This window comes from Rhizobium sp. 'Codium 1' (assembly GCF_020889605.1).
Classification (GTDB): domain Bacteria; phylum Pseudomonadota; class Alphaproteobacteria; order Rhizobiales; family Rhizobiaceae; genus Allorhizobium; species Allorhizobium algae.
Genome location: NZ_JAJGPW010000003.1, coordinates 250,888 through 274,775 on the forward strand (window position 1 = coordinate 250,888; position 23,888 = coordinate 274,775).

22 protein-coding genes are annotated in these 23,888 nt (G+C 61.8%); 19 read left to right on the forward strand and 3 right to left on the reverse strand.

Going from position 1 to position 23,888, the window contains the following annotated elements:
* Positions 1 to 912 carry a LysR family transcriptional regulator gene (locus LJE98_RS10625; RefSeq protein ID WP_229575189.1) on the forward strand — a complete coding sequence of 304 codons (912 nt, stop codon included), beginning with the start codon at positions 1 to 3 and terminating at the stop codon, positions 910 to 912.
* 5 nt (positions 913 to 917) lie between these two features.
* Here LJE98_RS10625 and LJE98_RS10630 read toward each other — a convergent pair whose 3' ends face one another.
* Positions 918 to 1,604 (reverse strand): type 1 glutamine amidotransferase, encoded by a 687-nt coding sequence (locus tag LJE98_RS10630; RefSeq protein ID WP_229575190.1) that lies wholly within the window; start codon positions 1,602 to 1,604, stop codon positions 918 to 920.
* A 156-nt stretch (positions 1,605 to 1,760) separates the two neighbouring features.
* On the opposite strand from LJE98_RS10630, the gene LJE98_RS10635 reads away from it, so the two are divergent.
* The gene (locus LJE98_RS10635; protein WP_229575191.1) at positions 1,761 to 2,441 is read left to right on the forward strand and encodes a GntR family transcriptional regulator; all 681 of its coding nucleotides are present in this window, start codon (positions 1,761 to 1,763) and stop codon (positions 2,439 to 2,441) included.
* A gap of 15 nt (positions 2,442 to 2,456) precedes the next feature.
* On the opposite strand, the gene LJE98_RS10640 is transcribed toward LJE98_RS10635, so the two are convergent.
* The gene (locus tag LJE98_RS10640; RefSeq protein ID WP_229575192.1) at positions 2,457 to 5,162 is read right to left on the reverse strand and encodes a cation-transporting P-type ATPase; all 2,706 of its coding nucleotides are present in this window, start codon (positions 5,160 to 5,162) and stop codon (positions 2,457 to 2,459) included.
* Positions 5,163 to 5,559: 397 nt separating this feature from the next.
* On the opposite strand from LJE98_RS10640, the gene LJE98_RS10645 reads away from it, so the two are divergent.
* The gene (locus tag LJE98_RS10645) at positions 5,560 to 9,807 is read left to right on the forward strand and encodes a hypothetical protein (protein ID WP_229575193.1); all 4,248 of its coding nucleotides are present in this window, start codon (positions 5,560 to 5,562) and stop codon (positions 9,805 to 9,807) included.
* Positions 9,808 to 9,844: 37 nt separating this feature from the next.
* Here the strand turns inward: LJE98_RS10645 and phnF are convergent, their stop codons facing one another.
* On the reverse strand, positions 9,845 to 10,564 hold the full coding sequence (phnF, locus tag LJE98_RS10650) for a phosphonate metabolism transcriptional regulator PhnF (protein WP_229575194.1): 720 nt from the start codon (positions 10,562 to 10,564) through the stop codon (positions 9,845 to 9,847).
* A gap of 102 nt (positions 10,565 to 10,666) precedes the next feature.
* Between phnF and phnG the strand changes: the two genes are divergently transcribed.
* The 16 genes from phnG to rpmA all read left to right on the forward strand — a co-directional run bounded on the left by phnG (position 10,667) and on the right by rpmA (position 23,842).
* On the forward strand, positions 10,667 to 11,137 hold the full coding sequence (gene phnG, locus LJE98_RS10655) for a phosphonate C-P lyase system protein PhnG (RefSeq protein WP_229575195.1): 471 nt from the start codon (positions 10,667 to 10,669) through the stop codon (positions 11,135 to 11,137).
* A complete protein-coding gene (phnH, locus tag LJE98_RS10660) occupies positions 11,137 to 11,745 on the forward strand; it encodes a phosphonate C-P lyase system protein PhnH (protein ID WP_229575196.1) in 609 nt (202 codons plus the stop codon). The genes phnG and phnH overlap by 1 nt, the downstream gene beginning before the upstream one ends.
* Before the next feature lie 3 nt (positions 11,746 to 11,748).
* Complete coding sequence (locus LJE98_RS10665; protein ID WP_229575197.1) at positions 11,749 to 12,855, forward strand: carbon-phosphorus lyase complex subunit PhnI; 1,107 nt, start codon at positions 11,749 to 11,751, stop codon at positions 12,853 to 12,855.
* A complete protein-coding gene (locus LJE98_RS10670) occupies positions 12,852 to 13,757 on the forward strand; it encodes an alpha-D-ribose 1-methylphosphonate 5-phosphate C-P-lyase PhnJ (RefSeq protein ID WP_229575198.1) in 906 nt (301 codons plus the stop codon). The genes LJE98_RS10665 and LJE98_RS10670 overlap by 4 nt, the downstream gene beginning before the upstream one ends.
* Positions 13,754 to 14,530: a phosphonate C-P lyase system protein PhnK gene (phnK, locus tag LJE98_RS10675; RefSeq protein ID WP_229575199.1), complete on the forward strand. Its 777-nt coding sequence runs from the start codon at positions 13,754 to 13,756 to the stop codon at positions 14,528 to 14,530. Before LJE98_RS10670 ends, phnK begins: the two co-directional genes overlap by 4 nt.
* A gap of 11 nt (positions 14,531 to 14,541) precedes the next feature.
* Entirely contained in the window at positions 14,542 to 15,249 is a 708-nt protein-coding gene (gene phnL / locus LJE98_RS10680; protein ID WP_229575200.1) for a phosphonate C-P lyase system protein PhnL, read from the forward strand.
* Positions 15,246 to 15,860, forward strand: a complete 615-nt coding sequence (locus tag LJE98_RS10685; protein WP_229575201.1) for a DapH/DapD/GlmU-related protein — start codon at positions 15,246 to 15,248, stop codon at positions 15,858 to 15,860. The genes phnL and LJE98_RS10685 overlap by 4 nt, the downstream gene beginning before the upstream one ends.
* 121 nt (positions 15,861 to 15,981) lie before the next feature.
* A complete protein-coding gene (gene phnC / locus LJE98_RS10690) occupies positions 15,982 to 16,839 on the forward strand; it encodes a phosphonate ABC transporter ATP-binding protein (RefSeq protein ID WP_229575202.1) in 858 nt (285 codons plus the stop codon).
* Between the two features lie 76 nt (positions 16,840 to 16,915).
* Complete coding sequence (gene phnD, locus LJE98_RS10695) at positions 16,916 to 17,821, forward strand: phosphonate ABC transporter substrate-binding protein (protein ID WP_229575203.1); 906 nt, start codon at positions 16,916 to 16,918, stop codon at positions 17,819 to 17,821.
* 84 nt (positions 17,822 to 17,905) lie between these two features.
* The gene (phnE, locus tag LJE98_RS10700; protein ID WP_229575204.1) at positions 17,906 to 18,868 is read left to right on the forward strand and encodes a phosphonate ABC transporter, permease protein PhnE; all 963 of its coding nucleotides are present in this window, start codon (positions 17,906 to 17,908) and stop codon (positions 18,866 to 18,868) included.
* Positions 18,869 to 18,875: 7 nt separating this feature from the next.
* Positions 18,876 to 20,402, forward strand: a complete 1,527-nt coding sequence (phnE, locus tag LJE98_RS10705; protein ID WP_229575205.1) for a phosphonate ABC transporter, permease protein PhnE — start codon at positions 18,876 to 18,878, stop codon at positions 20,400 to 20,402.
* Positions 20,403 to 20,453: 51 nt separating this feature from the next.
* Positions 20,454 to 21,155, forward strand: coding sequence for a DUF1045 domain-containing protein (locus LJE98_RS10710; protein ID WP_229575206.1), 702 nt, complete (start codon positions 20,454 to 20,456; stop codon positions 21,153 to 21,155).
* A 4-nt stretch (positions 21,156 to 21,159) separates the two neighbouring features.
* The gene (locus LJE98_RS10715; RefSeq protein WP_229575207.1) at positions 21,160 to 22,296 is read left to right on the forward strand and encodes an alpha-D-ribose 1-methylphosphonate 5-triphosphate diphosphatase; all 1,137 of its coding nucleotides are present in this window, start codon (positions 21,160 to 21,162) and stop codon (positions 22,294 to 22,296) included.
* Positions 22,296 to 22,895 (forward strand): phosphonate metabolism protein/1,5-bisphosphokinase (PRPP-forming) PhnN, encoded by a 600-nt coding sequence (phnN, locus tag LJE98_RS10720; protein ID WP_229575208.1) that lies wholly within the window; start codon positions 22,296 to 22,298, stop codon positions 22,893 to 22,895. The genes LJE98_RS10715 and phnN overlap by 1 nt, the downstream gene beginning before the upstream one ends.
* A gap of 326 nt (positions 22,896 to 23,221) precedes the next feature.
* On the forward strand, positions 23,222 to 23,536 hold the full coding sequence (rplU, locus tag LJE98_RS10725; RefSeq protein ID WP_076396955.1) for a 50S ribosomal protein L21: 315 nt from the start codon (positions 23,222 to 23,224) through the stop codon (positions 23,534 to 23,536).
* Between the two features lie 36 nt (positions 23,537 to 23,572).
* Entirely contained in the window at positions 23,573 to 23,842 is a 270-nt protein-coding gene (rpmA, locus tag LJE98_RS10730; RefSeq protein WP_112239648.1) for a 50S ribosomal protein L27, read from the forward strand.
* Positions 23,843 to 23,888 lie beyond the last annotated feature (46 nt).

A 23,888-nucleotide genomic window follows, 5' to 3' on the forward strand; every position in this document is an offset into this window, starting at 1 on the left:
ATGGGCGAAGTCGAGGCGATCCGGACGTTCCTGGCGGTCGCACAGCATAGCAGCTTCAGTGCGGCTGCGCGCCTTCTCGGCATGACAGCGGCTTCGGTTACCCGGACCATCTCCGCACTTGAGGAACAGCTGGGCGTTCAGCTTCTGCTGCGAACCACGCGGAAAGTTTCGCTGACCTCGGCCGGCGCCGCCTATGCCGCCCGCGTCGCCCCACTGGTTGAGGGACTTGCCCGGGCGGCGGAGGAAACGCGGGATCTGCAAAAGGTGACTGCCGGCTCGATCCGCGTATCGGCGCCGATGTCGCTTGGCCTGAAGGTATTGCCAACCGTATTGTCACAGTTCGCGATCATTCATCCGAAGACGAGTGTCGCAATCGAGCTCTCCGACCGTTTCGTCGACATCCTCGATGAGAACTACGACCTGGCGATCCGGATCTCGGGGCCCCCGACCGACAAGTCGACGATCTGGCGCAAGATCCGTCCCGTGCCCCGTCTTCTCGTGGCCTCACCATCCTATCTCGCCAAACACGGCACACCGAAGCTTCCCGAAGACCTCGCGACACTCGAATGCCTGAGCTACCATGACCATTCGAAAACCGAGACCTGGGAGCTGAGCAGGCCGGGGCAGACACGAACTGTGGATGCCAGGGGCCGCTTTTCGATCAACAACGGTGATTTTCTCTGCCGCCTGGCCGCCGCCGGGGAGGGAATTGCCTTGCTGCCACGCTTCATTGTCGAGGATGACCTGCGGGCGGGCACCCTGGTCGAGGTCCTGCCGGGGTGGACGACGCCGGAAATCTGGCTGACGCTATACTACCCGCCCTACGAACAGCTCCCCCTGCGGGTCGCGACGTTCTCGGACTTCTTCGAGGCCTTCGTCAAGGAGAGCTGGGACGGCGGCCAGTCCTCCTGATCGGCTTAGCGGTCACGCCGCAAAAACTCGCCGATTTCTTGCGCGATCTTGTCGGTCGCAATCGGGACCTCGACCTTTTTCACGTCTTCGAAAAGCGTCTCGGGAATGGCCGTCTTGCGGGCCTCGGCAAGTCCTTCAAAGAAGCGCGGTGAAAACTCTGGATGCGGCTGATAGGAGAGCCCCCAATCGCCATATCGGATGACCGCATTCTCGCAACTATCCGTCTTGCCGACGACCTCGGCCCCCTCCGGCACGCGGGTCACCTGATCCTGATGCCAGGCGAGCAGGACTTGTTCCTCACCCGTATCGGACCGCTTGTAACGGACCGGGCCGGCGGACCATCCACCCTTGAATTTTTCCACCTCGCCACCGAGCGCCTTCGCCATCACCTGATGACCGAAGCAGATGCCGACCATCGGAACCTTGGCCGCATGCACCTGACGAATGAAATCTTCGAGCCGGCGAATCCACTCATGGTCCTCGTAGACGCCGAATTTCGATCCCGTCAGCAGCCAGCCATCGACTTCGGTCGGGCTATCCGGAAACTCGCCGTCGACCACGAAATAGCGCTTGAAGGTGAAGTCGAACTTGCCCAGCAGAGCAGCGAACATGTCGGCGTAATTGCCGTATTCGCTCGCGAGTTCGGCAGGCGAATGGCCGGTGACGAGGATGCCGATGGTCTTGGCGGTCATGAGATGTTCCTGCAGCATGGCAAAAGAGGGTTTCTCCTCTTGCACTCCGTCAGACTATACCAAATGTTAGTTTGATCAAATTTCAAGAGGGTGAAGGCCCAAATCGAACAATTCCGAAGTTTGGCAACCGACAAGGGCAGGAGAATTTCGTCGAGCATGGCGAGCGAAGAGCGCAAAGTGGAGGAATCGCTGAAGCAGCGGGTTTACCGGACGCTGCGCGCCCGTGTCATGTGTGGCGCCGTTGCCCCCGGTCTGCCGATCACCATCAACGGCGTCGCAGATGATCTGGGAGTCAGCGCCATGCCCGTTCGCGAGGCCCTGCACCGCCTCGTCGCCGACGGCGCGCTGGAATATCTCGACAATCGCCGTGTCCGCGTTCCGGAAATGACGCTATCGAAGTTCGAGGAAATCATCGCCGCCCGCACGGCGCTCGAAACACTCGCGGCAATCCGCGCCTTGCCGCACATCGATTCCAACCGGCTGAAGCGCCTGCAGGAGATCGATGCGATGATCGACGAAGCCTATGGTGCAGATGATCTCCTGCGTTCGACAGAACTCAATTTCCTTTTCCACCGCACCTTGTACGAGCCAGGTGCAAGCGGCGTCCTGCTCGACCTCATGGAGTCGGTCTGGTTGCGTCTCGGCCCGTTCATGCGACTTGCAACGGCAAAGCTTGAGGAAAGCTACCGCATAGACCGCCACGCCGAAGCCTTGACTGCAATCCGCAGGGACGATGCGGAGGCGCTCTCTGCGGCGATCGAGGCCGACATCCAGGATGGTGTCGGCCACCTTGGACGGCATTTCCTGGGCAAGGAAGCGCCACCTTCGGCGTCCTGAGTGAGCCCAGCCGGCTCAACCACGCTTCCGCAACGTCAGGCGCATCTGCTTTTCGATCTCGACCAGGGCAAAGAAGACCCATCCGAGGGCGAAGATCAGCAACCCTTCGCGCAGGGGCACGCTCTCGGTCCCGAACAACGACTGCATGAAGGGCAGATAGGTGACGGCAAACTGGGCAATGGTCACCGAGATCACGCAAATCCAAACCACCTTCGTGCCACGAACGGCGCGCCAGGTGAGCGAGGTTCCGTAAATATTGCGGATGAAAAAGACGTGGAAGATCTCCATGACGACGAGCGTGTTCATGGCCATCGTCCGGGCAAGCTCGATCGAGTGCCCCTTATCCACCGCATAAAAGAAAACACCGAAGACCGCAGCGGCGAAAAGCAGCGAGACGAGGGCGACGTGCCAGATGAGCTCGCCCGTCAGCAGCGGCTCGTCGCGCCGGCGCGGCGGCCGCCGCATCGTTCCTTCCTCAGATGGCTCGAAGGCGAGGGCGAGGCCGAGCGTGATCGCAGTGACGAGATTGATCCAGAGAATTTGCACAGCGGTCACCGGCAGGGCGAGGCCGACGAAAAGCGCAATCATGATCGTGGTGGCTTCACCGGCATTGGTCGGCAAGGTCCAACTGATCACCTTCTTGATATTGTCGTAGACGGTTCTTCCCTCACGCACGGCAGCGGCAATCGACGCGAAATTGTCATCTGCCAACACGAGTTCCGCGGCCTCCTTGGCCGCCTCACTCCCCTTGACCCCCATGGCGATCCCGGCATCGGCACGCTTGAGCGCCGGCGCATCGTTGACGCCGTCACCGGTCATCGCGACCGTCAACCCTTGTGATTGAAGCGCGGTGACGAGCCGCAACTTGTGCGCCGGCGAAGTGCGGGCAAAGATGTCGGTCTCCATCGCCGCAAGCGCCAGCGTCGCGTCGTCCATGCGGTCGATGTCTGCTCCGGTGAGCACCAGTTCGCTGTTCTTCAGCCCGACCATGCCCGCAATGGCACGGGCGGTTGCAGCATGGTCGCCGGTGATCATTTTCACCCGGATCCCGGCCAGGTGGCATTCGGTAACGGCAGCGATCGCCTCGGGACGCGGAGGATCGATGAGACCGACGAGACCGATCAGCATCAACGTGCCGGAGAGTTCATCCTGCGTCAGCGGCTGCTCGTCGTCCGAGGGAGCGCCGGCCGCCACGGCGAGCACGCGCTGCCCCTTGGCTGCGAGGCTTTCCACCATGGTCTCCCAATAGGCCAGGTCGAGGGCCGCAGTCTGGCCGTCCGGCATGCACTGGGCGGCGCAGAGCGCAAAAACTGCCTCCGGTGCACCCTTCACATGCACATGCCTTCGTCCCTCCTCGTCCTGATGAAGCACAGCCATATACCGGTGCGCCGCATCGAAAGGGATGGCGTCGACACGCGTCCAGCCCACCGCGAACGGATCGCCCCCGTTCCCGGTGATCTTGCCCGCAAGGGCCATCAGTGCCCCTTCCATCGGATCGCCTTCGACCTGCCATGCCCCATCGGCCGAGCGCAGAACGGCATCATTGCAGAGGCCCGCCGCACGGGCGAACGCGAGAAGCACGGCATGTTCACGCGGATTCGCATCGGCTTCGTTCCAACGGACGGCGCCGCCGGGTGCATACCTGTCACCGTCGACGCGATAGATGTGACGCGCTGCGACCAGGTTCGCCACCATCATTTCATTTCGGGTCAGTGTGCCCGTCTTGTCCGTGCAGATCACCGACACCGAGCCGAGCGTTTCGATCGCCGGCAGACGGCGCACGATTGCGTTTCGGCGGGCCATGGCCTGCACCCCGACGGCGAGCGTGATCGTCATCACGGCTGGCAGGCCCTCAGGAATGGCGGCAACCGAAAGACCGACGATGATCATGAAGAGTTCGGCAAAAGGCAGATGACCGACCACGAGTCCGTAGGCGAGCAGCAGTGCCGCAATGATAAGGATAAAGAGCGTCAGCCAGCGCGAGAAAATGTCCATCTGTCGCACGAGCGGCGTCGACAGGGTTACGACCCTTTCCAGCATACCACTGATCTTGCCGATTTCTGTCGCCATGCCCGTTGCGACCACAATGCCCCGCCCGGTGCCAGCCGCAACGAGTGTCCCGCTATAGAGCATGGAACTGCGATCACCGAGCGCAGCATCGATTGCAACCGGGTCGGTAGATTTGTCGACCGGAACGGATTCGCCGGTCAGGACGGCCTCTTCGAGCTTGAGGCTACGCGCCTCCAGCAATCTCATATCCGCCGTCACCCGATCGCCCGCCTCGATCAGGACGATATCGCCCGGCACGAGGTCCGACGCATCGACAGATGTTCGACGGCCGTCCCGCAGCACCGCGGCACGTGGCGCCAGCATGCCGCGAATCGCATTCATTGCCTCCTCGGCTCGCCCCTCCTGCAAGAAGCCGACAACCGAGTTGCCGAGCACGACTGCAATGATAACGCCGGTATCGATCCAGTGCTGAAGGAACGCCGTTACAACGGCCGAGGCGATGAGCACATAGATCAATACGTTGTGAAACTGAGAAAGAAAGCGAACCAGTGGGCCTCGGCTCGGTGCCGCGACCAGGCGGTTCGGCCCATGAGCCGCAAGTCTGCGCTCCGCCTCTGGCGTTTCGAGTCCTGTGCTTTGCGAACCGATGATCCGAAGGGTTTCGTCCTTCGGCAATGCGTGCACTGCCAGTTCCTCAAGATTGTCTGTCATCTGGGACCCTCTGCGATCAAGCGTGATCTCTCATCTGGTAATGGGAAGAACAGGCCCGAAACACCTGCAGCTGTCTGCACCGTATGGCTGCGGACCAAGGCGAACATGTCGATCCAATAGAGACCTCGCCTTGATCTATGACAATTTTACAGTACGGCCGCGCCATCAAAGCACCTCGCGCTTTTTGTTGTTGAACCAACCGGGAGATGTGGAAGCACAGGCTCAGGCAAGTCTTGGCGGCTAGAACCGGGTCAAACCGGGTGACTTCCACAAGCCTGCCGGGCGAGACCTTCTGCCGGAACGCTGAAAAGGTTGAGATGCGTCGCCTCGATCGGATGGAATGAAAACCGGTGAAATACTTTTGAGCACATTCGTTTGAAACAAGAGGCCGATAGACATGACGTCGCCCATTTCCCTGCTCAGCCCTGCCCAGATCCGGGCGCTCCCCAATTCGACGGTGAACTCCTGGTCTGACGAGGAGGTGAGCCAGCTTTCGAGCTCGCAGGTCAACGCGCTGACGTCGTCCCAGATATCCGCGCTGCAAACCGAAGCGGTGGCCGGGCTGTCGACGTCACAGCTCAAGGCTATTGCCCCGCGTTCGATCACCGGCCTCACCCTGGACCAGATCACGGCGCTCTCGACAGAAGATGTCTCAAGTCTGGTCTCCACCCAGGTCGCGGCCATGTCGGCGGCCCAGCTCGGCGGCTTGAGCACGGAGCAGTCGGAAGCACTGACACCCGCGCAGATCGCCAGACTGACCGCGACCCAGCTCAGCGCCTTCAGCGCCGAAGACCTTGCAACCTTTTCCGCTGAAGACATGGCAGCCATCAATACGGCTGCTCTCCGCGGGCAGTCGCCGGAAAGGATCGCCGGGCTCTCGACAACCCAGATTGCGGCATTGAAATCGACCCAGATCGCCGCATTGAGCCCCGCCCAGATTGCAGCGTTGACGCCTGAGCAGGTCGCAGCCTTCTCGAACACGCAGATTGCGGCGCTCAGCGGAACGCAGGTTGCTGCTCTGACGACCGATCAGCTCGGAGCACTTTCCACGACGCAATTCACGGCGATCAGCGCACGCGCCGTCGTCGGACTGAGCACAACACAGATCGCCGCACTCGGAAACGAGAAGATCGGGGCACTGACGACAGTCCAGATGGCCTCGCTGACATCGCGGCAACTTGCGGCCTTGAGTGTGGAGCAGGTCGCCAGCTTCTCGACCAGTCAGCTCTCGGCCATCAATTCGCGCGCCATTTCGGGACTTTCCACAGATCAGGTTGCGGCCTTGTCACCGACGCAGGTCGCGAGCCTGACAGGCGCGCAGATTTCGGCGCTGACCCGGACGCAGATGTCTGCCTTCAGCGAGGATCAGCTGTCGGCCCTGACCGCGACACAGGTCAGGGCTCTCAGCGCATCCCAGATCACAGCACTGCCGCCAGCGACAGTCGCGGGTTTCACGACGACCCAGATCGCGGCACTCACGCCGAAGACGGTAGCTGGCCTGAATGCCGAGCAACTTGCCGCGATGAGCGTTGATCAGGTGAAAAGCCTCAGCACATCCCAGATCTCCGCCATGACCGCGACACAGGTGGCAAGCCTCTCGACGGCCCAGATTTCTGGCCTTTCGCCCGCCCAGATCGGTGCCTTCAGTTCTGCGGCCGTCACCGGACTGACCTCTTCGCAGATCTCGTCATTGAGCTTCAGCCAGCTGGCGGCCATGTCGACGACCCAGATCTCGGCGCTCAAGGCAACACAGGTGGCAGTCTTCACGCCCGACCAGATCGCAGGATTTACTGCGACGCAGATACGCGGCCTGACCGGCACCCAGATTGCCGCCATGCCGGTCGAAGCGATCGCCAGCTTGTCGGGCGAGCAGATTGCTGCGCTCAGCGTCCGAGCCATGGCCGGCCTCACGGCTGACCAGATCGGCGCGATGTCGATGGATCAGCTGGATGGTCTGAGCACCTCACAGGTCGGAGCCCTGAGTGCCGCACAGATCAAAGCCATGCCGGCAGAGTTGATCGACGCCATGAGCCCGGCGAAGATCGCTGCCATCAGCACCAAGGCGATCACTGGTCTGACAGCAGAACGCATGGCAGCACTTGGTCCGGACCAGATCGCAGCACTCACGACCAGCCAGATCAAGGCTCTGAAGGCCGAGCAAATCGCCGGATTGACCGCCTTCCAGACGGAAGCGATGTCGAATGGCCAGATTACGGCCCTCACCGCCGCCCAGATTTCCGCGCTTTCTGTGAGCGCAGTCAAGGCTTGGTCACCGTCCCAGATCGCAGCGCTTTCGCCAGCCTCGATCACGGGACTGACGACAGAGCAGATAACCGCGCTCGAAGACAGCCAGATCGACGGTCTCACCGCTGCACAGTTCGCGAGAATGAACGGCCCACAGATCGGATCACTGTCCAAAGCCCAACTGGCAGCATTGCTTCCGGCAGAAATTGCGGCGATTTCGACGAGCGCCATCTCGTCCATCTCCGCCGACAAGATCGACAGCCTGAGCCTCGAACAGATCGCAAGACTGACGACGGGCCAGATCGCCGCCATGAAGAATGAACAGGTCGTCGCCTTCACGCCGACCCAGCTTGCATCGTTGACTGCAAGCCAGCTGCAAGCCGTCACGACCGCCCAGATCGCGTCGCTCTCTCCGAGCAACATAGCATCGCTGTCGCGTGAGCAGATCGCAGGCCTTTCTGCGCGCACGATTTCCGCCCTGAGCACCGATCAGATCGCCGCCATGTCGGCGGATCAGATCGACGCCATGACGGCGACCCAGATCTCCGGTCTGACTGCCGCCCAGCTTGGCGCCATGCGCAAGTCCGACATACTCGCGTTTCTGCCGGCAGAGATCGCGGCGATCAATACGAGCGCATTCGCCAGTCTCGATGCTGAAACCATTGCTGCGCTGAACCTCGACCAGGTTGCTGCCTTGACGCCTGCTCAGCTCGGAGCAATGAGTGCAGAACAGGTCGCCGCCCTGACGCCGACCCAGGTGGATGCCTTGAGCGCAAAGCAGGTGGCCGGATTTGGCGCAACGCAAGCGGCGGCACTGACGACGGCTTCCCTCGGGGCGATGTCGCCGGAGCAGATCGCCGCATTGAGCGCGTCCGCGATATCAGCGCTTTCGACGAACCAGATCGCCGCGTTGTCAACCAACCAGATCGAAGCGTTGACGACGGCGCAGATGGGCGCATTGACCGGTGCGCAGGTCGCCGCACTGACACCGACCCAGCTTTCCAGCCTGCCAACCGCGAAACTGGCTGCCCTCAGCGCCACCGGGATCGGGGGCATGACTACCCAGCAGATTGCCGCACTAGGAGCCGACCAGATCAGCGCATTGACGGCCAGCCAGATCGCCTCGCTGACACCGGCACAGATCGGCGCCCTCACACCGCAACAGGTCACCCTCCTGTCGACAACACAGGTTGGCGCCCTGGGTGCCAACCAGGTCGCCGCGCTGTCAAACGACAGCCTGGCCACCCTCACGAGTGAAAAGATCGCCGCATTGAACGCCAAGGCTATTCCGGGGCTGACCACCGCCCAGATCGCCTCCATGTCGACAACCCAGATCGACAGTCTCAGCCAGACCCAGATTGCCGCACTGACGGCCACGCAGATCGGTGCACTCTCGTCCGCACAGCTGGCGACGCTCTCCAACGCCGAGCTTGCTGCAATCGCACCATCCGCGATCTCGGGCTTGTCGGCCGCCAACATTTCCGGCCTGAGCCAGGAGCAGATCGGGGTGCTGACGGCAGCACAGGTCGGCGCCTTGACCTTCGATCAGTTGAATGCACTGCGGCCGGACCAGCTCGGCGTGATGACCGCAACGCAGATTGGCGCCCTCACGGCAACCCAGATCGCCTCGCTATCGTCAGGAACCATTTCGGCCCTGTCGGCCACGCAGATCGCAGCCATTTCCACGAAGGCCATTGCCGGCCTGAGTAGTGCGCAAATCGCCACACTGACGGCAAGCCAGATCGACGCGATGACCTCTGTCCAGCTCGGTGCGCTGAGCGCCACCCAGCTGGCCGCCTTTAGCCCGGCCGCCCTCGAAACCTTGTCCTCTGCCGACATTGCGGCATTGTCCCCGAGCGCCATCGGCGGTCTGGCACCGGCGGTCTTTGCAACACTGCAACCCGAACAGATCGCAGCCCTGACCACGGGGCAAGTCGCCGGTCTTACCTATCATCAGCTTCGGGCGATGACCCAGGATCAGGTCGGGGCGCTGACGACGGCACAGATCGGCTCGATGAACGCCATCCAGTTGGCGACGCTTGGAACCGACAAGCTGAACTGGATGTCGACCAGCCAGATCGCGTCCATGGATCCCAAGGCAATCGGTGGCTTGACCGTGTCACAGGTCGGAGCTTTCTCGGCGGACCAGGCGGAAGCCCTGACGGCAGCACAGGTGGCCGGCCTGAATTCGGCGCAGTTGACGGCGCTGGGCGCCACCAACTTCAGAACCTTCTCGACCGATGACATCGCGGCAATCAGCCAGCAGGCGCTTCCGGGCCTGACGGTGAGCCAGATCTCGAACATGACGCCGGCCCAGTTGCGGGCGATCAGCGCGACCCAGTCCAACAATCTGAGCCCTGAACAGATCTCGGCGGTTCTCGCCGCCTATCAGGCCGTTTGACGTCTGCGGGATGAGGTCGGCAAAGGCCGGCCTCATCTCAGTTTCGAATGGTGAACTGGACCCGGTCTGCCGGGAAACGGGTGACCGCGAATTGGATGGGACGCCCCTCCGGATCGGTGTTCACCGCGTGCGTGACGAGCACGATTGCACCCGGCGTCAATTCCAGATGTGCGACGTCGTCCGGCTCGGCATGCACCGCTGAAATCTCCGTCACATCGCGCAAGTAGTCATCCACGCCACATGCCGACAGGGCACGGGTGATCGAACCTGTCTCGGCAAAAGTCTTGTCGATGCCGGCGAACCGCTCGGCCGGAAACCACATCGTGGAGCGCGAGACGGCCCGTCCATCCGCTGTTCGGACCCCGTCCAGTCTCAAGACCTCATCACCCTGCGACAACTGCAAACGCTCGATCAGGTCCGGCGTGGCCACTTCGCGCGAGGACGAGAGAAGAATACCCTTGAGATCGCGCGCCTGCTCCCCGATGCCTTGCGTGAACCGGGTACGCCGGCTGATCGGGAAATCGAACTTGTCGCGCTGGATGATCATCGTGCCCCGGCCCTGTGCCGCACGCACGATCCCCTCCTGTTGCAGGGCGGCTAGCGCCGCCCGCACCGTATGCCGGTTGACCTCGAACTCCTGTGCCAAGGCGGTTTCGGCCGGCACCATGCCTGTCCTGTCATAAAGACCTGCCAGGATGTTGGCGCGGATCCGGTCGGAAATCTGGCGCCACAGGGCAACGCCCTTCTGTCTCTGCATCACTGGAATTGGGCTCCCTGTCACAAGCTTGTCACGACCAGCGACTACTTCTAAAGTAACTTGTATAGTTGTCTACATTACTAGACATTTCGAGGACTGACAATGCACAGAGCCAACGAAATCGAACCCGGTGCACAGGCCAGGCGAAAGCGGATCGTCGATCTGCTGGCCAGGGCCACGCTTGCCGAACTGCAGGATGCCATCGCGACGATCGAACCCGCGCCGGGCTTCACTACGCTGCGCGGTCCGGAAACCGGACTCGTGATGGTCAAGGGTCGCATCGGCGGCGGCGGCGCGCCCTTCAATCTTGGCGAAGCGACCGTGAGCCGGGCAAGCGTGCGGCTCGCCGACGGGCGCATTGGTCACGGCTATCGCCTCGGCACGAACCGGAAGGCAGCGAACCTCTCGGCCGTGCTCGACGCCCTGGCGCAAGACGAAGCGGCCCTGGCCATGCTGGAGCCCGCACTCTTCGCGCCACTTGAGGCACGCCTCGCAGCGGAGGCCGAACGACTGGAAACCGAGACGGCTGCCACGAAGGTCGATTTCTTCACCATGGTTCGCGGAGAAGACTGATGCTTGAACACACCGAAACCCTGGAGGGCGGCTTCCCCGATGCCGCAACACATGCACAGGAAATCTTTCGCGCCGTCATGGATGCCATGGCCCGGCCCGGGACCCTCGGCCTCGTGCAGGTGCCGGTCGCGCCACCCGCACCGCTTGGCATTGCCGCCGGCGCTCTGCTGCTGACACTCTGCGACCATGACACCCCCATCTGGGTATCATCGACCATTGCGAAATCGGCCCTGCCCGCCTGGATCAGCTTCCATACGGGGGCGAGCCTGACCAGCGACAAATCTGAAACCAGGTTTGCCTTTGTCGAAGCCGGGGCTCCGGTTCCTTCGCTCACGCAGTTTTCCCCTGGCACCCAGGAATATCCGGATCGGTCGACGACGCTGGTGATCGAGGTTGCCGCACTCGACGATGGCCAACCGCTGCATCTGACGGGCCCTGGTATCCTGGATACAGCCATGATCGCACCGAAAGGCCTGCCGGAAACCTTCCTGCGGCAATGGAGTGACAATGGCGCGATCTTCCCGCGCGGGGTCGATGTCATCCTCAGCTGCGGCCACCGCTTTGTAGCCCTTCCGCGCACCACCAAGATCCGTGAGATGGAGGCCTGAGCCATGTATGTTGCCGTCAAGGGTGGCGAAAAGGCCATCGCCAACGCCCACAAACTGCTCGCAGACCGCCGGCGTGGAGATCGGGCGCTGCCATCCGTCACCATCGACCAGATCGTTGCCCAGCTGGGCCTTGCTGTTGATCGCGTGATGGCCGAAGCGTCGCTCTACGACTGTGCGCTCGCGGCACTGGCCCTCAAGCAGTCGCGCGGCGACATGATCGAGGCAATCTTCCTTCTGCGCGCCTATCGCACGACGCTGCCACGCTTCGGCACCTCGCGTCCGATCGAAACAGGCGGCATGCGCGTGGAGCGCCGTGTCTCCGCCACCTACAAGGATCTGCCCGGCGGACAGCTGCTTGGGCCCACCTTCGACTACACCCATCGCCTGCTGGATCCTTCACTGCTTGAGGATGATGCCGTGGAGACGGGCGAACAGCGCGAGGGCGGCCTGGAACATGTCATGCGGGTCTCGGACATTCTCGACGGCGAAGGCCTGATCGAGCCGGACTGCGAGATGCCGGAAGATCACATCGCAGGCGACATAACCCGTGAACCGATGGAATTTCCGATGCCACGCGACCTGCGTCTCCAGGCGCTCGCCCGCGGCGACGAGGGCTTCCTGCTGGCGCTCGGTTATTCGACACAACGCGGCTATGGCCGTTCTCACCCGTTTGTCGGCGAGATCCGCATGGGGCTCGTCGAGGTGGAGTTCGACGTCCCGGAGCTCGGATTTGCCGTCTCGCTCGGCGAAATTCGGGTGACGGAATGCCAGATGGTCAACCAGTTCAAGGGATCGGCCAAGGCGCCGCCCCAGTTCACCCGCGGATATGGTCTTGTCTTTGGCCAGAGCGAGCGAAAGGCCATGTCCATGTCGCTCGTCGATCGGGCGCTCCGGACGGAGGAATTCGGCGAGGACGTCGTCGCGCCTGCCCAGGACGAAGAATTTGTCATCTCCCATTGCGACAACGTCCAGGCAACCGGCTTTGTCGAACATCTGAAGCTGCCCCACTACGTCGACTTCCAGGCAGAACTCGACCTTGTCCGCCGGATGCGGGCCAAGCACGAGGCCAGCCGCACCGAACAGACTGACCTGAAGGAGGCGGCAGAATGACCGCGCTGGCAACCGAACTCGCCACTTACAATTTCGCCTATCTGGACGAACAGACCAAGCGCATGATCCGCCGCGCGATCCTGAAGGCGATCGCCATTCCCGGATACCAGGTGCCGTTTGCCAGCCGTGAAATGCCGATGCCCTATGGCTGGGGCACCGGCGGTGTGCAGGTCACAGCCTCCATCATTGGCCGCGACGACACGCTCAAGGTCATCGACCAGGGCGCCGACGACACGACGAACGCCGTCTCCATCCGCGCCTTCTTCCAGAAAGTCGCAAACGTCGCCGTGACCACAAAGACGAGTGAAGCGACGATCATCCAGACACGCCACCGCATTCCCGAGGAAAGGTTGAAGGAAGGTCAGGTTCTGGTTTACCAGGTCCCGATCCCGGAACCGCTGCGCTTCCTCGAGCCGCGTGAGACCGAAACGCGCAAGATGCATGCGCTCGAAGAATACGGGCTCATGCATGTGAAGCTCTACGAGGACATCGCCAAGCACGGCCGCATCGCCACGACCTACGCCTATCCGGTGAAGGTCGAGGGACGCTACGTCATGGACCCTTCGCCAACACCGAAATTCGACAATCCCAAGATGCACATGTCGGAAGCCCTGCAACTCTTCGGCGCTGGCCGCGAGAAGCGCATCTACGCCGTCCCGCCCTTCACCGACGTCGTCAGCCTCGACTTCGAGGACCATCCCTTCGAGATCCAGACCTTCGACAAGCCCTGTGCGCTCTGCGGCGCCCACAATGTCTATCTCGACGAAGTGGTGCTCGACGACAAGGGTGGCCGAATGTTCGTCTGCTCCGACACCGACCATTGCGAGACGCGCCAGGCCGAGGGCCATGTCGGCGAAATGCTCGCCCAGAAACCAAAGCTCTCCAAGGAGGCCGCGGAATGAGTGACCAGCCGCTTCTGAAAGTTCGCAACCTCTCGAAGTTCTATGGCAAGCGCATAGGCTGCTCGAACGTATCCTTCGACCTGTGGCCGGGCGAAGTGCTGGCCATCGTCGGCGAAAGCGGCTCGGGCAAGACGACCCTTCTGAACTGCCTGTCGACCCGGCTCATGCCAACGACCGGCAGCGTCGACTACCATATGCGCGACGGCCAGTATCGCGAGCTCTACCATATGGGTGAAGCCGAACGTCGCTTCCTGATGCGGACCGACTGGGGCTTCGTGCACCAGAACCCTGCCGACGGACTGCGCATGACGGTCTCCGCCGGCGCCAATGTCGGAGAGCGCCTGATGGCAATCGGTGACCGGCATTATGGAAAAATTCGCCAGACAGCGAGCGAATGGCTGGAGCGGGTGGAGATTTCCATCGACCGCATCGACGACCAGCCGCGCGCCTTCTCCGGCGGCATGCGCCAGCGCCTGCAGATTGCCCGCAATCTCGTGACCGGCCCCCGCCTCGTCTTCATGGACGAGCCGACCGGTGGCCTCGATGTCTCGGTCCAGGCTCGCCTGCTCGATCTCGTCCGCGGCCTCGTCAACGATCTCGGCCTTTCGGCCATCGTGGTCACCCACGATCTCGCCGTGGCCCGACTTCTGTCTCATCGGATGATGGTCATGAAGGATGGCAATGTGATTGAACACGGCCTGACCGACCGCGTCCTCGACGACCCCCGCGAACCCTATACGCAGTTGCTCGTATCCTCGATCCTGCAGGTCTGACGGAGATATTCATGGCCACGCCCCTCATTGTTTCGGAAGTCGCGAAAAGCTTCATCATGCATCTGCGCGGCGGGCTCGTCCTGCCGGTGATCTCCAACGTATCTTTCTCGGTGGCGGCCGGGGAATGCGTCGTGCTCGGCGGCCCCTCGGGCATCGGCAAGAGCTCGACCCTGAAGATGCTCTACGGCAACTATGCCGTCGATCAGGGACAGATCCTGATCAATCACGGCGGCCGCATCGTCGATATTGCAAGTGCCGATCCGCGCATGGTGCTCGAAGTCCGGCGCGGCACGCTCGGCTATGTGAGCCAATTCCTGCGCACCGTACCACGCGTCTCGACGCTCGATGTCGTCGCCGAACCGCTTGTCGCACGCGGCACCGCAGTCGAAGAGGCCCGCGAACGCGCAAGCGAACTTCTGGACCGGCTGAATTTGCCGCAGGATCTCTGGCAGCTGCCCCCCTCTACCTTCTCTGGCGGAGAGCAGCAGCGCGTCAACATCGCGCGCGGCTTTATCACCGATCATACCGTGCTGTTGCTGGACGAGCCCACCGCTTCGCTCGATGCCACGAACCGTGCCGTGGTTGTCTCGATGATCCGCGCCAAGAAGGAAGCAGGCGTTGCCCTGCTCGGCATCTTCCACGACGAGGAAGTCCGCGAAGCGGTTGCTGACCGGATCCTCGACGTGATGCAGTTTTCGCCCCGCAAGGCTGCAGCATGACGAAAAAGCTCGGGATTGAACCCCTCGTCCACGAGACCGCTCGGGTCATCAATTCGACGCTCGGCCGCTATACCGAAGTCGCCGATCGCTGCCGCCTCGATGAGGTGGAGATGGGCGACTATTCCTACATCATGCAGGATGGCTCCATCTGGTGCGCGACGGTCGGGAAGTTCGCCAATATCGCGGCGGCCGTACGTATCAACGCCACCAACCACCCGACCTGGCGCCCGACGCTGCATCATTTCACCTATCGCGCTGCCGACTATTTTGATGGTGCGGAAAACGATCACGACTTCTTCGCCTGGCGTCGGGGAAACCGCGTGGTGATCGGACACGACGTCTGGATCGGCCATGGTGCGACAATTCTCCCCGGCGTCAACGTCGGTGACGGCGCGGTGGTCGGCGCAGGTGCCGTCGTCTCACGCGATGTGGCCCCCTACACCATCGTCGGCGGTGTTCCGGCAAAGCTGATCCGCGAACGGTTACCCGGACCGGTTGCCGAACGCATGCGGGCACTCGCCTGGTGGGACTGGGATCACGACCGGCTGTTCGCCGCACTCGACGATTTTCGTCACATGGACACAGAAACCTTTTTCGAAAAACACCGATAATATAAATATTTTCAAGAGCTTATACGGTTTAACAAATCCTACACAAATCTGACATTCCGGCTTCACGGGCCACCGCTAATGCATTCCCAGCACCGCAATTAATGACGGCGAAGGAAAGACGATGCTTTTCAGGCTGGACAACCTCACCCGCCAGTTCGGGACCAACAAGGCCGTGGACTCGGTGACTCTGGAGATTCCGGCCGGCCAGATGGTTGGCGTGATCGGACGTTCGGGTGCCGGAAAGTCGACGCTGCTGCGCATGATCAACCGCCTCGTCGATCCGACCTCCGGCAGCATTATGTTTGGCGATCTCGAGATCTCCAATCTTCACGGCACGGCGCTTCGCAACTGGCAGCGCGACTGCGCCATGATCTTCCAGCAGTTCAACCTGGTGCCACGCCTCGACGTGCTGACCAATGTGCTGCTCGGTCGCCTGAACCATCGGTCGACCGCGCTTTCGATCCTCAATGTTTTCACCCGCGAAGAGCGTCTGATGGCGATCGCCGCCCTGGAACGCCTTGGTATCGAGCAAACCGCCCTGCAGGCAGCCGGCACGCTATCCGGTGGCCAGCAGCAACGCGTCGCAATTGCCCGCGCCCTTATGCAGTCGCCAAAGATGATCCTTGCCGACGAGCCGATCGCCTCGCTCGATCCCCTCAACGCAAAGATCGTGATGGACGCGCTGCGCGACATCAACGAGCGCGAAGGCATCACCGTCATCACCAACCTGCACACGCTCGATACCGCACGCAATTACTGCGAGCGCATCATCGGCATGGCCCGTGGCCGCGTCGTCTTCGACGGCTCCCCGAACGAACTCACGGCCGAAGCCGTGCATGAAATCTACGGCGCCGACAAACATGGCGCCGGCATCGACGAGACCATGACCTCGACGAGCATCAACATTGCGCATCAAGACAATGAACAGCGCAAGACCTCATCCGCTGGCCTTCGCCCTCTCGCAGTTGCCGAGGCCTGAGCCACGACGATCGCAGGCCCTGCGTCAAGGGCAAGAAGTCAAGACATTCCCATCCTATGAAACAGGAGATGCACTCATGTTGAAGAAGACCCTGCTCGCTACGGCGGCTCTCGTTGCTCTGGCTTCTGGCGTTCACGCCGAAGATCTCAAGGAATTCCGCATTGGTATCCTCGGCGGCGAAAACGAAGCCGACCGCCTGCGTAATTTCCAGTGCATGACCGAAAAGCTGCCGTCGGTCCTCGGCGTCGAAAAGGTTTCGCTCTTCCCGGCCGCCGACTACGACGGCGTCGTTCAGGGCCTGCTCGGTGGCACGCTCGACTATGCCGAACTCGGCGCCTCGGCCTTCGCCAAGGTCTATCTCGCCAAGGCCGACGCCGTCGAGCCGATCCTGACCACCGTCCAGACCGACGGCTCCAGTGGCTACTACTCGATCATGGTGGCCCGCAAGGATTCTGGCATCACCAAGATCGAAGACATCAAGGGCAAGAAGCTGGGTTATGCCGATCCGGACTCCACCTCTGGCTACCTCGTCCCGCTCGTGACCCTGCCGGAAGCTCTCGGCGCTCCGGTTGATCAGGTCGTCGCTTCGACCGGTTTCGGCGGCGGCCATGAAAACCTGGTTCTCGAAGTCGTCAAGGGCACCTTCGACGCTGGCACGACCTGGGGCTCTGGCGTTGGCGAGTTCAAGGACGGCTACTCCTCCGGCAACCTGCGCAAGATGGTCGACAAGGGCATCCTGAACATGGATGACCTCGTCGAAGTCTGGAAATCCCCGCTGATCCCGAACGGCCCGGTCGTTGTCCGCACCTCGATGAACGAGGACATGAAAACCAAGTTCAAGCAGTTCATGATGGATCTGCCGAAGTCCGACCCGGCCTGCTTCTCGGCCATCCAGGGCGGCGATTTCGCTGGCTTCACCGAGGTCAACGTCGATTTCTACAAGCCGATCATCGACGCCCGCAAGGCGACCATCGGCGGCTGATCGCAGACGAGACCAATGAGACCGCCGGTCGGATCCACCGCCGGCGGTCTTTCCTTGAAGCCTTTCCCAGAGGAATTTGCGGCGATGGCCATGACGGCGACACAGCCACCCTTGAGCGAACGCGGCGCGGTCGTAGAACGCCATTGGCAGGAACTCGCGGCGAAGCGGCGTATCTACACAGGCCTCGGTGCCGTCATTCTGTTGCTAGCCGTGACAGGTTCGCTCTGGTTCGCAAACGATACGAATGCCGGCAAGTTTTTTGACAGGCTGCCTTATCTCTTCGATTTCATCGGCGACCTCGCCCCTCGTGACGGATGGGAGATCTGGCGCGCCCTGTTCGACCTGCCGTCTCCCTATGATGATGGCAGTCTCAAGTACAATTACCCGGAAGGGCGGTTCTACGTTACCGAGAGCCTCTACATCCCCGAATATTTTCACAAGATGCTCGAGACGGTGAACATCGCGCTTCTGTCCACCGTGATTGCGATGATCTTCGGCTATGCCTTTGCCTTCCTCGCGGCAAGGAACACCATGCCGAACACCTGGATCCGCTGGCCGGTACGTCGTGTCATGGAAATCCTGCGCGCCTTTCCCGAAGTGGTCATTGCCGGCTTCTTCCTGGCCATCCTGTCACTCGGCCCGATCCCGGCCATCATCGCAGTCACGGTTCACACCATCGGTGCGCTCGGCAAGATGTTCTTCGAAGTCATCGAGAACGCCGACATGCGGCCGGACGAAGGCCTGCGAGCGGTCGGCGCGAACTGGTTCGAGCGCGTCTGGTTCGCGATCACGCCCCAGGTCATGCCGAATTTCATGAGCTATTTCCTGCTGCGTCTGGAGATCAACGTACGCGCCTCGACAATCATCGGCGCTGTCGGCGGCGGCGGGATCGGCGAAGCGCTCCGTCTTTCGATTGGCCAGGGCCACGAAGCAAAGACCCTCGCCATCATCCTTCTCCTTCTGTCGACAGTCATCGCCGTCGACCAATTCTCGGCCTGGCTGCGCCGCAAGCTCGTCGGCGAGCAGGCCTTCCAGTCGGTTACGTGAGGTTTCGATGTCCATGATCAACACCGCCGAACTGAACCGTCTGGCCGAGCGCTATCCGCAGGTGCTGGAGCGCAGCCTCTGGCAACGTTATCGGATCCCCTTTTCGATAGGGGTCCTCAGCTTTTACTTCCTGTTCTGCTGGTGGTTCTTTGCCATCGGCAAGACGCTGACCGAAGCCAATTGGGGCATAGCCGGAAACTATCTCGCCGATTGGGTCTCCTACGAGGTCCGCCCCGAATTCGAGATCGATCGCGACCGTGCACTGACCATCACTTATCCCCGCTTCGATCCGATCGGTCCAAATCCGAAGCCCGACTGGATCGAAACGACGCGCGAGACGATCACGCGGACCGAACCTGCACCGCCGGCCGCAGCTGCCCCGGCTTCCGCAACTCCGAAGCCCAGCTCCTCCTTCAGCTTCATGGCTCCTCCGTCTCCACAGGGATCCATCGCCACGGGCGGAGCCGATGCAGCAGCCCCTACGCCTCAAGTGACCACCGAAGAGGTGATCACGGAAGCCCGGATAACGCTCTCCGGAAGCGCCCGGATCGATATCACAGGCGAGCGTGTCATGCTGGTCCGTGGCGACGAATATGTAACCCTGCTGCTGGATCCCGAGAGGGACACCGTGACGATCGACGAAGACCACCCCGACTGGGTGGAACAACGCCTTGAAGGCGGCCGCGTGATCGCCTTTTTCGGATCGGCCGGCTGGCTCGACATCTCGTCCGATCGGATCCGTGTTCGCAAGCGCTTCTTTGGCTGGGAAAACTTCATCTTCGATACCAACTCGCCCTTCTTCGGCCTCTCTTCCGCTGAAGTCTGGCAGTCGATCTCGTCCGGAGAACGTATCGACCCCAAGATGAGCAATCTGGCGCTTGCCTGGAACAACATCCTCTACAACGCCTCCTGGCAGCATCTCGACGTCTGGACGAAGCTGCTCCAGACCATTGTCATGGCTTTCATGGGAACGCTGCTGGCTTCGCTGATCGCTTTCCCCCTTTCCTTTGTTGCCGCCCGCAACATCACCCGCAACCGCCCGGTCAATCAGATCACGAAGCGCTTCTTCGACTTCGTCCGCTCGGTAGACATGCTGATCTGGGCCCTGTTCTTCACCCGCGCCTTCGGCCCCGGGCCCCTGGCCGGCATTTCCGCAATTTTCGTCACGGACACCGGCACGCTCGGCAAACTCTATTCCGAGGCGCTGGAGAACATCGACGACAAGCAGCGCGAAGGCGTGAAATCGGTCGGCGCCCCGTCAGCGGCCGTGCAGCGCTTCGGTGTATTGCCACAGGTCATGCCGGTTTTCGCCTCACAGGCCCTCTATTTCTGGGAATCGAACACGCGGTCGGCCACCATCATCGGCGCTGTCGGCGCCGGCGGCATTGGCCTCAAGCTCTGGGAAGCCATGCGTACCAATTCCGACTGGGAGAACGTCGCCTATATGGTTCTGCTGATCCTGATCGTGGTGTTTCTATTCGACGCCATCTCCAATAGCCTGCGCTCCCGCCTGATGGGCAAGAGCCGCCACTGACTTGCACGGTGCGGGAAATACGTCCCGCACCGCAGATAGAAAGACATGCCCTTGCGATACGCTCTTTACTTCGTCCCTTCTGCCGAATCGCCGCTCAGTCGAGCGGCAGCGGAATGGCTGGGGCGCGATGCATTCACCGGCGGGGCGCATCCGAGAAGCATCGAGAGGGAATTTGCGGCGGAAGAGCTTGATGCACTGACCGCCGATCCCCGGCGATACGGCTTTCACGCAACACTGAAAGCCCCCTTTCACCTGGCGGAAGGCATGAGCGAAGACGATCTTCTGGTCGCGTTTGCCGCCTTTGCGGAGAGAACGGCAGCGTTCGAGCTCCCCGCCGTGGTCGTCGGCCAACTCGGGCCATTCTTCGCCCTGGTTCCGGATCGGCCGCACCCGCCGCTGCAGGATTTCGCAGCCAGCGTCGTCGAAGTCTTCGAGCCCTTCCGCGCACCGCTGTCGGAGGCTGATATCGAGCGACGGAAACCCGATAGCCTGCCGTCACGCCAGCGCGAAAACCTCATGCGCTGGGGTTACCCTTACGTTTTCGATGAATTTCGTTTCCACATGACACTGACCGGCCCTGTCCCCGCGGCCCAGGCACCAGCCATGGCCAACCTCCTGAAAGAGCGCTTTGCCGACTTCATTGGTCGCCCTCTCCGGATCGACGGACTGGCACTTTTCATCGAGCCCGAGCGCGGCGCGCCTTTCCTTGTCCATTCACGGCTGCCGCTGACAGCCGCCCAACCGAACGGCTGACCCTATGTCCGAACAGATTTTTTCCAACGCCCGTATCGTGCTCGAAGACCGCATCGTCGACGGCAGTGTCCTCGTTCGCAACGGCAAGATCGCGGCAATCGATGAAGGCGCAAGCAGCAGCGGCGAGGACTTCGGCGGCGACTACCTGATCCCGGGCCTCGTCGAACTGCACACCGACCATCTGGAATCGCACTACTCGCCCCGTCCGGGCGTGCGCTGGCACATGACATCGGCCATCCAGGCGCATGACGCCCAGATCGTCACGTCAGGCATCACCACCGTCTTCGATTGCCTGCGCATGGGTTCAGACGAAGACGGCGGATTCGACAAGGGCGAGATGCGCGACATGGCAGACGCCATCCAGGCCGCCGAACGGGACGACCGCTTACGGGCGGAGCATCTGATCCACCTGCGTTGCGAGGTCGCCTCCGACAACGTGCTCGATCATTTCGCCGACTTCGAAAAAGACCCGCATGTGCGTCTCGTCTCGCTCATGGATCATTCGCCGGGTCAGCGCCAGTTCCAGACGATGGAGCAGTACACGCTCTACTACAAGACCAAGCGCGGCCTGACAGACGAACAGTTCGCCCGCTTCGTCGAAAGCCGTCTTTCGCTTTCGGAGCGCTACTCGACTGTTCATCGCAACGCCCTGGCCAAGGCCTGTGCGGAGCGTGGCATTACGGTCGCGAGCCATGACGACGCCACACTCGCCCATGTCGAGGAAGCCAGGGGCCACGGAGTGAAGCTTGCGGAGTTCCCGACCAGTTTCGAGGCCGCCGAAGCCTCGCACAAGTCCGGCATGAGCGTGCTCATGGGTGCGCCCAACGTGGTGCGCGGCAAGTCCCATTCCGGCAACATCGCCGCGCGCGATCTCGCCAAGCGCGGCGTGCTGGACGTTCTCTCCTCCGACTACGTGCCACTCAGCCTGCTGCATGCCAGCTTCGTTCTGGCCGACGAGATCGATGGCATCTCACTGCCGCAGGCGATTGCCATGGTCACGGCCACGCCGGCCCGGACCGTCAGCCTGTCTGATCGGGGCCGCATCGAATCCGGTCTGCGGGCCGACCTCGTCCGTGTCCGCCGCGACCACGGCGTTCCTGTCGTTCGTGCCGTTTGGCGGGAAGGGCGGCGGGTGGCCTGATGACGCAAGTGGAAAACGATGTTGCGCCAGAGACGAAGGCGGCAAGCGGCACCCTGATCGCCGTCGTCGGCCCGAGCGGTGTCGGCAAGGACAGCCTGATGGATATCGCCCGGCACCATTTCGCCGGAAGAGACGACCTGCGCTTCGTTCGCCGCGTGATCACCCGTGCCGAGGACGCCGTTGGCGAAGACCATCACGCCGTCACATCAGACGCTTTCCAGGATCTCTTGAAATCCGGAGCCTTCGCGGTGAGCTGGCAGGCCCACGGCCTCGGCTATGGTATCCCCGCCGACGTCTACGACGATCTCGCCGCTGGCCATGTCGTCATCGCCAATGGATCCCGCTCGGCGCTCGACGCCTTCCACGCGGCATTCGCCCACCTCGTGGTGGTCAATGTCACCGCACGCCCGGAGATCCTGGCCAAGCGCCTCGCCTCACGTGGACGCGAGACTGCGGCCGACATCGAGGCGCGCCTTGCACGATCATCCGAGCCTCTACCGCTGCATCTGCATATCGTCACCATCGACAACAGCGGAGAGCTCGACCTTGCCGCCAAAGAGCTTGTGACGCTCATCGAGGGACTGCTCCACAAGCGATAGGGTTGGATTTACCCCCCCCCCCGGAAAGTACCGTAACGCACCATGTTCTGGGAGGCATCTTGGTCAGCATTTGATGCCGCGATGTGTCTCTCTGTGGCAACCCATCGCCCATGCTGCGATGAATGCGTCAGATTTTCCCGCTTTCATCTTGACTCAGTGGTGCGCCTCACGTATGCGACGCTCGACTAAAAGCGTGGGTGAACTGCGCCTTGTGTTCTTCGCGAAACGCGAAGCTGAACCAGCGGAACGAAGGTTCCGCTCCTCCGACTGGCAAAAAGACGGCCCCTCGCAAGTGGAGAGCCGGAACGAACATGAAAGGATAAAAAATGTTCGCAGTCATCAAGACCGGCGGTAAGCAGTACCGCGTTAATGCCAACGACGTGCTGACCATCGAAAAGCTGGAAGCCGAAGCTGGTGCAACCATCGAATTCACCGAGATTCTGATCGTCGGCGAAGGCGAGACAGCGACCATCGGCGCGCCCTTCGTGGCTGGCGCCAAGGTCACGGCCGAGGTTGTCGAGCAGATGCGCGGCAAGAAGGTCATCGCCTTCAAGAAGCGTCGTCGCCAGAACTCCAAGCGTTCGCGCGGCCATCGTCAGCACCACACCGTGGTGCGTATCACCGACATCGTCGCTGCCTGAAGCGCGTCTAAGAACAAGGTTTAAAGGAGAACTCCCATGGCACACAAAAAAGCTGGCGGTTCCTCGCGCAACGGTCGCGATTCCAATTCCAAGCGCCTCGGCGTGAAGAAGTTCGGTGGCGAAGTCGTCATTCCGGGCAACATCATCGTGCGTCAGCGCGGCACCCAGTGGCATCCGGGCGCGAACGTCGGCATGGGCAAGGACCATACCATCTTTGCACTTACGGCCGGCAATGTGGACTACCGTACGAAGTCGAACGGTCGAGTCTTCGTGTCTGTAATGCCGAAAGCCGAAGCAGCGGAATAAGCCGGTAGCGCTCTAAAACAGCCGGCGTCTCATCGACCCGGCTGAC

Bases quoted from the DNA above. Each gene is read 5' to 3' on its own strand.
- LJE98_RS10625 (WP_229575189.1), top strand. From the start codon at position 1: ATGGGCGAAGTCGAGGCGATCCGGACGTTCCTGGCGGTCGCACAGCAT.
- LJE98_RS10630 (WP_229575190.1), bottom strand. From the start codon at position 1,604: ATGACCGCCAAGACCATCGGCATCCTCGTCACCGGCCATTCGCCTGCC.
- LJE98_RS10635 (WP_229575191.1), top strand. From the start codon at position 1,761: ATGGCGAGCGAAGAGCGCAAAGTGGAGGAATCGCTGAAGCAGCGGGTT.
- LJE98_RS10640 (WP_229575192.1), bottom strand. From the start codon at position 5,162: ATGACAGACAATCTTGAGGAACTGGCAGTGCACGCATTGCCGAAGGAC.
- LJE98_RS10645 (WP_229575193.1), top strand. From the start codon at position 5,560: ATGACGTCGCCCATTTCCCTGCTCAGCCCTGCCCAGATCCGGGCGCTC.
- phnF (WP_229575194.1), bottom strand. From the start codon at position 10,564: ATGCAGAGACAGAAGGGCGTTGCCCTGTGGCGCCAGATTTCCGACCGG.
- phnG (WP_229575195.1), top strand. From the start codon at position 10,667: ATGCACAGAGCCAACGAAATCGAACCCGGTGCACAGGCCAGGCGAAAG.
- phnH (WP_229575196.1), top strand. From the start codon at position 11,137: ATGCTTGAACACACCGAAACCCTGGAGGGCGGCTTCCCCGATGCCGCA.
- LJE98_RS10665 (WP_229575197.1), top strand. From the start codon at position 11,749: ATGTATGTTGCCGTCAAGGGTGGCGAAAAGGCCATCGCCAACGCCCAC.
- LJE98_RS10670 (WP_229575198.1), top strand. From the start codon at position 12,852: ATGACCGCGCTGGCAACCGAACTCGCCACTTACAATTTCGCCTATCTG.
- phnK (WP_229575199.1), top strand. From the start codon at position 13,754: ATGAGTGACCAGCCGCTTCTGAAAGTTCGCAACCTCTCGAAGTTCTAT.
- phnL (WP_229575200.1), top strand. From the start codon at position 14,542: ATGGCCACGCCCCTCATTGTTTCGGAAGTCGCGAAAAGCTTCATCATG.
- LJE98_RS10685 (WP_229575201.1), top strand. From the start codon at position 15,246: ATGACGAAAAAGCTCGGGATTGAACCCCTCGTCCACGAGACCGCTCGG.
- phnC (WP_229575202.1), top strand. From the start codon at position 15,982: ATGCTTTTCAGGCTGGACAACCTCACCCGCCAGTTCGGGACCAACAAG.
- phnD (WP_229575203.1), top strand. From the start codon at position 16,916: ATGTTGAAGAAGACCCTGCTCGCTACGGCGGCTCTCGTTGCTCTGGCT.
- phnE (WP_229575204.1), top strand. From the start codon at position 17,906: ATGGCCATGACGGCGACACAGCCACCCTTGAGCGAACGCGGCGCGGTC.
- phnE (WP_229575205.1), top strand. From the start codon at position 18,876: ATGTCCATGATCAACACCGCCGAACTGAACCGTCTGGCCGAGCGCTAT.
- LJE98_RS10715 (WP_229575207.1), top strand. From the start codon at position 21,160: ATGTCCGAACAGATTTTTTCCAACGCCCGTATCGTGCTCGAAGACCGC.
- phnN (WP_229575208.1), top strand. From the start codon at position 22,296: ATGACGCAAGTGGAAAACGATGTTGCGCCAGAGACGAAGGCGGCAAGC.
- rplU (WP_076396955.1), top strand. From the start codon at position 23,222: ATGTTCGCAGTCATCAAGACCGGCGGTAAGCAGTACCGCGTTAATGCC.
- rpmA (WP_112239648.1), top strand. From the start codon at position 23,573: ATGGCACACAAAAAAGCTGGCGGTTCCTCGCGCAACGGTCGCGATTCC.